This window comes from Janthinobacterium sp. GW823-FHT06H09 (assembly GCF_058794735.1).
The window spans coordinates 20,414-28,726 of the sequence record NZ_JBXAHC010000028.1 but is presented as its reverse complement, the minus strand read 5'-3'; the positions used below and the strand labels follow the sequence as shown (position 1 = coordinate 28,726).

The window sequence follows — 8,313 nt, the reverse complement described above, 5'->3', positions numbered from 1 at the left end:
GCGCGCTTGCCGATGCCTTCCCATATCTGCCCGCCCGCCTGCACCGTGACCGTGCCCGTCAGCACGACGAGGCACAGCTCGCGCTTGCCCGTCTCCAGCGTCAAGCCCTCGCCGGCCGCCAGACGATGCGCGGCAAAGCCCACGTGCGTCCAGCCGGCCGATTCCGGCGTGACTTCCACAATCTTGCCGCCGGCCTTGCCTGCTTTGACCAGCAGCGGGCTCATGCCGCCTCCCGACCCAGGCGCGGAATCGCATCGACCAGGCGCGCCAGGTAATCGTGGCCCATCTTCGCGTATTCGTAGCTGGGGGCGACGGCCGGGTCCTGCTCCGCTTCCACCACCAGCCAGCCCGCATAGCCATGCAAATACAGGCGCGTGAGGATGGCCGGAAAGTCGATGCAGCCGTCGCCCGGCACGCTGAAGGCGCCATTGATGACGGCCTGCAAAAAACTCCAGTGGCCGTTGCGGGCCAGTTTCACCACGTTCGGGCGCACATCCTTGCAATGCACGTGACAGATGCGATCGATATGTTTATTGAGTACCGCCAACGCGTCGCCACCGGCAAACGTGATATGACCCGTATCAAACAACAAGCCCACTTCCGGCCCCGTCAGGGCCATCAATTGGTCCACGTCGGCCGGCGTTTCCACGTAGGCGCCCATGTGGTGGTGGTAGGCCAGGCGCACGCCGTGCGCCAGCAAATGCTTGGCAAAGGCCGTCAACTTGTCGGCGTAGTCCTGCCATTGCTGCTGCGTCTGGAAACGCGGGCGTTTATACAGCGGGCGCGCTTCGCCCTGGATGGCGTCGGCCACTTCGCCATACACCATGACGGTGGCGCCGCTGTCGGCAAGTAAACGTAAATGCGATGCCACGGAAGCGATCTCGTCTTCCACCGAGCGGTGCGCCAGGCGGCCCGAATACCAGCCGGAGACGCACGCCAGGCCATATTTGCCCAGCACGGCGTTCAGAGACGGGGCATCCTTGGGAAACTTGTTGCCCAACTCAAAACCCACATAGCCGATCTCGGCGCCTTCCTTCAGCGCCGTTTCCAGGGGCGTTTCGCCGCCCAGGCTCGGTAAATCGTCGTTCATCCACGAGATCGGGTTGATGCCGATACGTACATTCCAGGTAGTCATTTCAATTCCTTTGTTTCAAGCGATCGTTTTCATAACGGGCACGCGCAGCTTGCACGCCGGGCTGGGTCGACACTTCCGGTACGGCCACTTCCCACCAGCAGCCGCCCTCCTGCGTCGTGCGCGTGTCGTCCGTGTCGATGCAGATCAGATACGTGCGGGAAGCTGCCCGGGCGCGCAGCATCGCTTGCTCGAGTTCGCCAATGTCGGCAACGTGTTCGGACAGCGCGCCCAAGGATTGCGCATGCAGGGCGAAGTCGATGCGCGGTGCGCGGTCGGGCAGCATATTGTTGAACGAGGCATTGCCGCAGGCCTGCTGCAATCGGTTGATGCAGCCATAGCCCCGGTTGTCGAGCACGACGATGATGAGCTTTTTGTCCAGCATGACGGAAGTGGCGATTTCCGAATTCATCATCAGATAGCTGCCGTCGCCCACCATGACGATGACTTCGGCTTCCGGCTTGGCCATCTTGACGCCCAGGCCGCCGGCGATTTCATAGCCCATGCACGAATAGCCGTATTCCATGTGGTAGCCGCCCGGCGTCGATGTTCTCCACAGTTTATGCAGTTCGGCCGGCAAGGTGCCGGCCGCGCAGACGACGATGTCGCGGGTGGTGGAGTCGACTGCGGAACGCTGCACGGCACCGATGACCTCGCCGTCATACGGCAAGCCGGCCACCTCGCGTTTGCCGGTAATGGACGCCACGGTATCGCGCCAGGCATTCCCTGCCTGCCGCGCGCGCTCCAGCCACTGGCCCGCGCTATTCCAGCTGCCCAGCAACCGAGACAGGCCTTGCAAGCCGAGTGTCGCGTCCGCCTGCAGGCCCAGGCCGCGGCGTTTCAGCGCATCAAAACTGTTGACGTTCAGGCTGAGCAGCTGCGCTTGCGCAAACAGGGAGTTCGATCCTGTCGTGAAATCCTGAAGGCGCGTGCCCACGGCCAGCACCACGTCGGCCTGCGCCGCCAGGCTGTTGGCGGCGGGCGAACCGGTGACGCCGATGGCGCCCAGCTGCAAAGGATGGTCCCACGGCAAGGCACTTTTGCCCGCCTGGGTCTCCGCCACGGGTATGCCATGGCGTTCGGCAAACGCCTGCAAGGCGGCGCCGGCCTGGCCGTACAGCACGCCGCCGCCGGCGACGATCAGCGGCTGTTTTGCGTTTTTCAATAGCAACGCGGCCTCTTCCAGTTCCTGCTCGACGGGCGGCACGGCGCGGAAACGCACGACTCTCGGTTCGAAAAAGTCGGCCGGATAGTCATATGCCATCGTCTGCACGTCTTGCGGCAGGGACAAGGTAACGGGACCGCAAGCGGCCGGGTCCGTCAAGGCGGCAATGGCGCGCGGCAAGGCCGTCAGTAGCTGTTCCGGATAGACGATGCGGTCGAAATAGCGCGATAAAGGCTTGAACGCATCGTTGACCGACACGCTGCCATCCGTGCCGTCTTCCAGTTGCTGCAGCACCGGGTCGGGCGCGCGCGAGACGAAGACGTCGCCGGGCAGGAGCAGGACGGGCAGGCGGTTGACGTGCGCCAAGGCGGCGGCGGTGAGCAGATTCGTCGCACCCGGACCGATGGAGCTGGTGACGGCCATCATGCGCCGGCGCATGTGGGCTTTCGCATAGGCGATGGCAGAGTGCGCCATCGCCTGTTCGTTGTGCGCGCGGAAAGTGGGGAACACATCCTTGTACTGGTACAGCGCCTCGCCCATGCCGGCGACGTTGCCGTGGCCAAAGATGGCGAAGGCGCCGCCGAACAAGGGCTGGCCATCCTCGGTGCGCAAGGCAGCCAGGTAGCGCACCAGGGCCTGCGCCATGGTCAAGCGGATGGTTTTATGGATGGTCGCGCTCATGCGGCACGCTCCAGGCGGTTGCGCGTGCGCTGCCACAAGCTGATCAGCTGCTCGAAATTGGCGCGCACGGCGGCGATCAGGCCAGCATCGTCGAGTTCGCCGGCCAGCCAGCGGCGGCTCGGTTCCTGGAAGATGGTGCGGCCGACCATGAAACCGCGGCAGGTGGTGCTGGCACTGGCCTGTTCAAAGCTGTCGGCCAGGGCGGCGATGGGCGCGTTCAAGCCAAGTAATACGACACCACGGCAATATGGATCGCGCTCGTGCACGAGGGCATCGATGGCTTGCCATTGCTGGGCCGACATGCTTTCCAGCTTCCACCATTCCGGGTAGATGCCGAGGTTGTACAGGCGCTTGACGGCGCGCAAGACCGTGTCTTCACTGTGCGGCAAGGCTTCCGACGGTATGACTTCGAGCAACAGTTCGTGACCGCTCACTTGCGCCGCATCGTACAGGGCCTTGATCTGCGCTTCCTGTTCCAGGCGGTTTTCCACGGCGTCGTCCGGATGCAGCTGCACCAGGCACTTGATCACGTGTTCCTTCGGCCAGCTGAGCAGGTGCGAGCCGATGGAGCGGCCCCAGTCAAATTGCAGCGGATTCGATCCCGGCAATTCCACGGGACGGCCTATCCACCAGCCCCGTCCCGTCGCATCGTTGAGTGCGTCGACGCCATAGCGGCCATCGATCAGCACGCCTGTCTTGCCGGCCAGTTGCAAGGCCGTTTCCGTTTGCGCCACGGCTTGCACCATCAATTGCTTCAAGGCCGCAATGGCTGCTTCGGGCGCGCCGGTTTGTTGCGCCAGCTCAAAAAATTGCGTGCGGTGGTCGAACGCAAACACGCACAGCTCGTTCCACTGCGGGCGCGCCACCGTCGTGCGGTGCAGGCGCGACAAGGTCGCATCCTGGTCCGGCTGCGTGAGCTTTGCCGCATTAGCGAGGAAATAGTCGAGCTCGACGGGCGACGGCATGGCCGGCGCGCAGCCGTGGCGCGACACGACGAGGGCGCCGCAGCCGTTCGCGTAGCGGCAGCACGCCTCGTAATCCTCGCCGCGCAGCCAGCCTTTCAGGAAACCGGAAAGAAAAGCGTCGCCCGCGCCGAGCACATTGAGCACTTCGACGCGCACGCCGCGGTAGTTATACGCGTCATCGAGGCTGGCCGGCACCACATTGTCGATGACGGCGCTGCCCAGCGGCCCGCGCTTGACGACGAGGGTGGCCAGGGTGGCGGCCCGCACGGCGCGCAGGGACGCCATGATGTCGGCACCGCCGCCGGCGATCATGAATTCCTCTTCGGTGCCGACGATCAGGTCGAACTGCGGCAGGATGGCCTGCAAGTGGCGGGTCACGCCTTCGTTCGAGACGAAACGCGTTTCGCCGTCCGCCTTGCCGGACAAGCCCCACAGCACGGGCCGGTAATCGATGTCGAGCACGGTGCGCACGTTGTTCGCGCGCGCCAATTTCAGAGCCTGCGTGCTGACGGCGTGCATGGCGCTAGTCGAGAAATGCGTGCCGGTGATTAATAACGCTTTGCTCGACGCAATGAAAGCCGCATCCACCGACGACGCGTCGATGGCCATGTCGGCGCAATTTTCACGGTAAAAGATCAGCGGGAAGGTGTTCTTGTCCTTGATGCCCAGCATCACCAGCGCCGTGAGCCGCTCGCGGTCGATGCCGACGTGGCTGACGTCGCAGCCCTCCTGCGCCAAGGTGTCGGTGAGGAAACGGCCCATGTGGTCGTCGCCCACTTTCGACAGCATGGCCGATTTCAAGCCCAGCCGGGCCGTGCCGAAGGCGATGTTCGCCGACGAGCCGCCCAGGTATTTGGCAAAGCTCGTCGCGTCTTCCAGGGTACTGCCGATCTGCTGCGCGTACAGGTCCACCGCCAGGCGGCCCAGGCAGATCACGTCCAGCGCCCTACCCTGGGCAAATTGTGTGGAATTATTCATGGCTATCCTTAAATCGTGACACCGTCGAGTTCACTCATCAGCGTTTGCATTTCCGCACCGCCCGCCATCATGTCCAGCAAGGCATCCTTGCTCACCGTATCCTTGGTAAAGGTGCCCAGCGACTTGCCCCGGTTTAACAACGTGAACGAGTCGCCCACCGGATACGCATGGTGCACATTATGCGTAATAAAGATCACGGAAATGCCGCGCTCGCGCGCCTTGTAAATCAGTTTCAGCACATTGAACGATTGCTTGACGCCCAGGGCGGCCGTCGGTTCGTCGAGGATCAGCACGCGGGCGCCGAAGTGGATGGCGCGGGCGATGGCCAGGCACTGCTTTTCGCCGCCCGACATGGTGCCGATGGCCTGGTGCGGGTCGCGCACCATGATGCCCATCTCGGCCAGCTTGTCGCGCGCCGTCTCGGCCGCATAATCGATATCCATCACGGGGACCAGGCCCAGCAGTTTTTTCATCGGCTCGCGGCCCATGAAGAAATTGCGCGCCACGGACAACAGCGGCACCAGCGCCAGATCCTGGTAGACGGTGGCCACGCCCATGTCCAGCGCTTCGCTGGGCGAATTGAAGACGACGGGCTTGCCATCGACCAGGTATTGGCCATCGGTGGGCTTGTGCACGCCGGCCAGGGTCTTGATCAGGGTGGACTTGCCGGCGCCGTTGTCGCCCAGCAAACAATGAACCTCCCCCTCGCGCAACCGCATGGTGATGTTTTGCAAGGCCAGCACGGAGCCGAAGCGCTTGCTGACATTTTCCAGGGCAAGAATATATTCGCTCATGATTTATCTCGCTTCCGTGACGCGTGAGCGTACAAAGTTATTGAACAGCACCGCGATCAGCAGCATCACGCCGAGGAATACGCGGAACCAATCCGAATTGATGTTGGTATAAGTGATGCCGATCTGCACCACGCCGAAGATCAGCGCGCCAAAGCAGGCGCCGACGACGGAACCGTAGCCGCCCGTCAGCAAGGCGCCGCCGATGACGGCCGCGATGATGGCTTCGAATTCCTTTTGCATGCCGCGGTCGGCGGCGGCCGAACCCACGTCGCAGACTTGCAAGGTGGCAAACAGGCAGGCGCAGAAGGCCGTGAAGACGAACAGGGAAATCTTGACCTTGCGCACCGGCACGCCCACATTCTTGGCCGCATTGGCGTCGCCGCCCACGGCAAACATCCAGTTGCCGAAACGGGTACGCGACAAGACGAATGCGGCGCCGGCGGCCAGCACCAGCCACCAGGCGATGACTTTCGGCACGCCTTTCACCAGCGGCGAGCCGTCGTCGAGCACGGCGATCCAGCCATGCGCGCCCATCCACTGGAACAGGCCGGTGGCGACGTTGCCGTGGAACAGCAGGCTGGCCAGCCAGTCTTGCGCCGCCAGGTCGCCCACGCCGCTGACGATGGTGCGGTTGGCGAACATGATCGACAGGGCCAGGGTCAGGCCGCGCAGGATGAACAGGAATGCCAGGGTCACGATGAACGATGGCAAGCGCGTCTTGATGACGATATAGCCGTTGAGCCAGCCCAGCGCCATGGAACCGGCGAAGGCGAACAGGATCGCGGCCCACAATGGCCAGTGGAAATAAATCGTCGGGATGGCGATCATCATGCCGGCAAAGCCGATCATGGAGCCGATCGACAGGTCGAATTCACCGGCGATCATCAACAGGCAGGCGCCGATGGCGATGATGCCCAGGTAGGACGCCACTTGCATCCAGTTGACGACGCCATCGAGGTTGAACATGCCGGAATCGCCGGCCGTGATGACGAAGAAGGCAAACACGAGCACCGCGCCGGAAATCGAGGCGAACTCGGGGCGGCCGAAAAACCGTTTGACCCAGCTGGTCGTGCCCACGCGCTCGTCGGCGGCGGCAACTGGCTTGCTGGAGGCGCCGGGAGGCGGAGGAGGATTCATGCCGGGGCTAGCCAGGCTGGATTTGAGCGCAGTCATACGAATTCCTTTCAGTGATACTTGTTACCAATTCCGATTACTTTCCTGCCAGCATCGCTGGCGCCAGGCGTGTTCCTCCCATGCGCCGCCCGCGGGAGGCGGTGCGGCGCTGGGCAACTCCTGGTGGCGACTGTGTGGATTAGCGGTATTGACCGGCGTATTTTTCGACCTTGGCGATGTTTTCCTTGGTCACGAAACCGGGGCCGGAGCTGATGTGGCGCGGGCCGTAGATGGGCGTCAGGCCGTATTCGGCCAGGCGCGCCTGGTATTTCGGATTGGCGATCAGGATTTCCTTGACCTTGGCCAGGTCAGTGATTTTTTGCTGTTTCATGATGGCCATCACGGCAACGGGAATGTAGCCTTGCAGGTAGGGCTGCTGGTCGATGGCGAACTGGATGCTGCCATCCTTGATGCCCTTGGCGATTTCTTCCGACAAATCGAAGCTGGCGAAGTACATCTTGCCTTTCAGACCCAGCTTTTCGACGGCGCGCATGGCGGCCGGCGCCGAATCCGGTCCCAGCGCCAGCACGGCCTGGGTCTTCGGATTGCTGCGCAGATAGGCGCTGACCTTGCTTTCGATCACGCCTGGGTCGACGCCATTGGTGTCGAGCGTGGACGATTTGAAATCGACGCCGAGCGCATCGGCAAAACCGCGGCAGCGTTCGAACGACGACGCATTCATCGCATAGTGATTCACGCACACGAACGATTTGATGCCCGCTTCCTTGGCGCGCTTGCCGGCGCCCAGGCCCGCGTCATACTCGGGCTGGCCCACGTGCATGATGGCTTTCAACTGTTCGCTTTGCGCCAGGGTGCCTGAATTGATGGTCACGAGCATGATTTTCTTGGCCACGACCGTGCCCAGCGGCTTTTGCAGCACGCTGAAGTCGGCGATGTCGGCGATCAAGCCATCGTAATTGCGCGCGGCCGATTGCTCGATCAGGCGCGCCATGTCGGCCAGGTCGCCATTCGGCGGATTGCGGTAGTCGACGGACACGTTGAAATCTTCACCGGCTTGCTTGATGGCGTTCTTGATGGTATTCCACCAGGAATCGGAGTCCGGCGCATGGCTGACCATGACGAATTTCTCGCCGGCAGCATGGCTGGCGCCCGTGCTCAAACCCAGGCTCAGGCCCAGGCTGGCGATGGCCAGGCACTTCATCAAACCCTTGCTTTTATTGCTATGCATGAATGTCTCCTAGACGGATTAATTTTTATAGTTGCGAGCTTTTATGAAGGGTGTCACCGGCCTGGCCTTGCGGCACGCGAACCGATGCACTGCGCACAGCTTAGGCCACAAAAAAGACAAATGCAATAAAATTTTCAAAATAAATTTAAATAGAAATTCGTTTCTATTTTCAAGATTCCCTCCTATAATTCTCGCCAGAACCAGCCGCACGGAATTGATACGTCATCGCGGCCCAG

The 8,313-nt window shown here is 62.2% G+C and carries 7 protein-coding genes; all 7 read right to left on the bottom strand.

Going from position 1 to position 8,313, the window contains the following annotated elements; translation table 11 throughout:
* The coding region (locus tag AC1Q6X_RS27350) for a 5-deoxy-glucuronate isomerase (protein ID WP_492498956.1) at positions 1-224 on the bottom strand (224 nt) is incomplete at its 3' end.
* On the bottom strand, positions 221-1,135 hold the full coding sequence (gene iolE, locus AC1Q6X_RS27345; protein ID WP_492498955.1) for a myo-inosose-2 dehydratase: 915 nt from the start codon (positions 1,133-1,135) through the stop codon (positions 221-223). The genes AC1Q6X_RS27350 and iolE, both read right to left, overlap by 4 nt.
* A 1-nt stretch (position 1,136) precedes the next feature.
* Positions 1,137-2,978, bottom strand: a complete 1,842-nt coding sequence (gene iolD / locus AC1Q6X_RS27340) for a 3D-(3,5/4)-trihydroxycyclohexane-1,2-dione acylhydrolase (decyclizing) (RefSeq protein WP_492498954.1) — start codon at positions 2,976-2,978, stop codon at positions 1,137-1,139.
* Positions 2,975-4,921, bottom strand: coding sequence for a bifunctional 5-dehydro-2-deoxygluconokinase/5-dehydro-2-deoxyphosphogluconate aldolase (locus AC1Q6X_RS27335; protein ID WP_492498953.1), 1,947 nt, complete (start codon positions 4,919-4,921; stop codon positions 2,975-2,977). The genes iolD and AC1Q6X_RS27335 overlap by 4 nt, the downstream gene beginning before the upstream one ends.
* An 8-nt stretch (positions 4,922-4,929) precedes the next feature.
* On the bottom strand, positions 4,930-5,715 hold the full coding sequence (locus AC1Q6X_RS27330) for an ATP-binding cassette domain-containing protein (RefSeq protein ID WP_121669170.1): 786 nt from the start codon (positions 5,713-5,715) through the stop codon (positions 4,930-4,932).
* A gap of 3 nt (positions 5,716-5,718) precedes the next feature.
* Positions 5,719-6,852, bottom strand: coding sequence for an ABC transporter permease (locus tag AC1Q6X_RS27325; protein ID WP_070218115.1), 1,134 nt, complete (start codon positions 6,850-6,852; stop codon positions 5,719-5,721).
* Positions 6,853-7,027: 175 nt separating this feature from the next.
* Positions 7,028-8,077: a sugar ABC transporter substrate-binding protein gene (locus AC1Q6X_RS27320; RefSeq protein WP_070290740.1), complete on the bottom strand. Its 1,050-nt coding sequence runs from the start codon at positions 8,075-8,077 to the stop codon at positions 7,028-7,030.
* Positions 8,078-8,313: the final 236 nt, after the last annotated feature.

Excerpts from the sequence above, each read along its gene's own strand:
- AC1Q6X_RS27325 (WP_070218115.1), bottom strand. The coding sequence starts at position 6,852 with ATGAATCCTCCTCCGCCTCCCGGCGCCTCCAGCAAGCCAGTTGCCGCC.
- AC1Q6X_RS27320 (WP_070290740.1), bottom strand. The coding sequence starts at position 8,077 with ATGCATAGCAATAAAAGCAAGGGTTTGATGAAGTGCCTGGCCATCGCC.
- AC1Q6X_RS27335 (WP_492498953.1), bottom strand. The coding sequence starts at position 4,921 with ATGAATAATTCCACACAATTTGCCCAGGGTAGGGCGCTGGACGTGATC.
- AC1Q6X_RS27330 (WP_121669170.1), bottom strand. The coding sequence starts at position 5,715 with ATGAGCGAATATATTCTTGCCCTGGAAAATGTCAGCAAGCGCTTCGGC.
- iolE (WP_492498955.1), bottom strand. The coding sequence starts at position 1,135 with ATGACTACCTGGAATGTACGTATCGGCATCAACCCGATCTCGTGGATG.
- iolD (WP_492498954.1), bottom strand. The coding sequence starts at position 2,978 with ATGAGCGCGACCATCCATAAAACCATCCGCTTGACCATGGCGCAGGCC.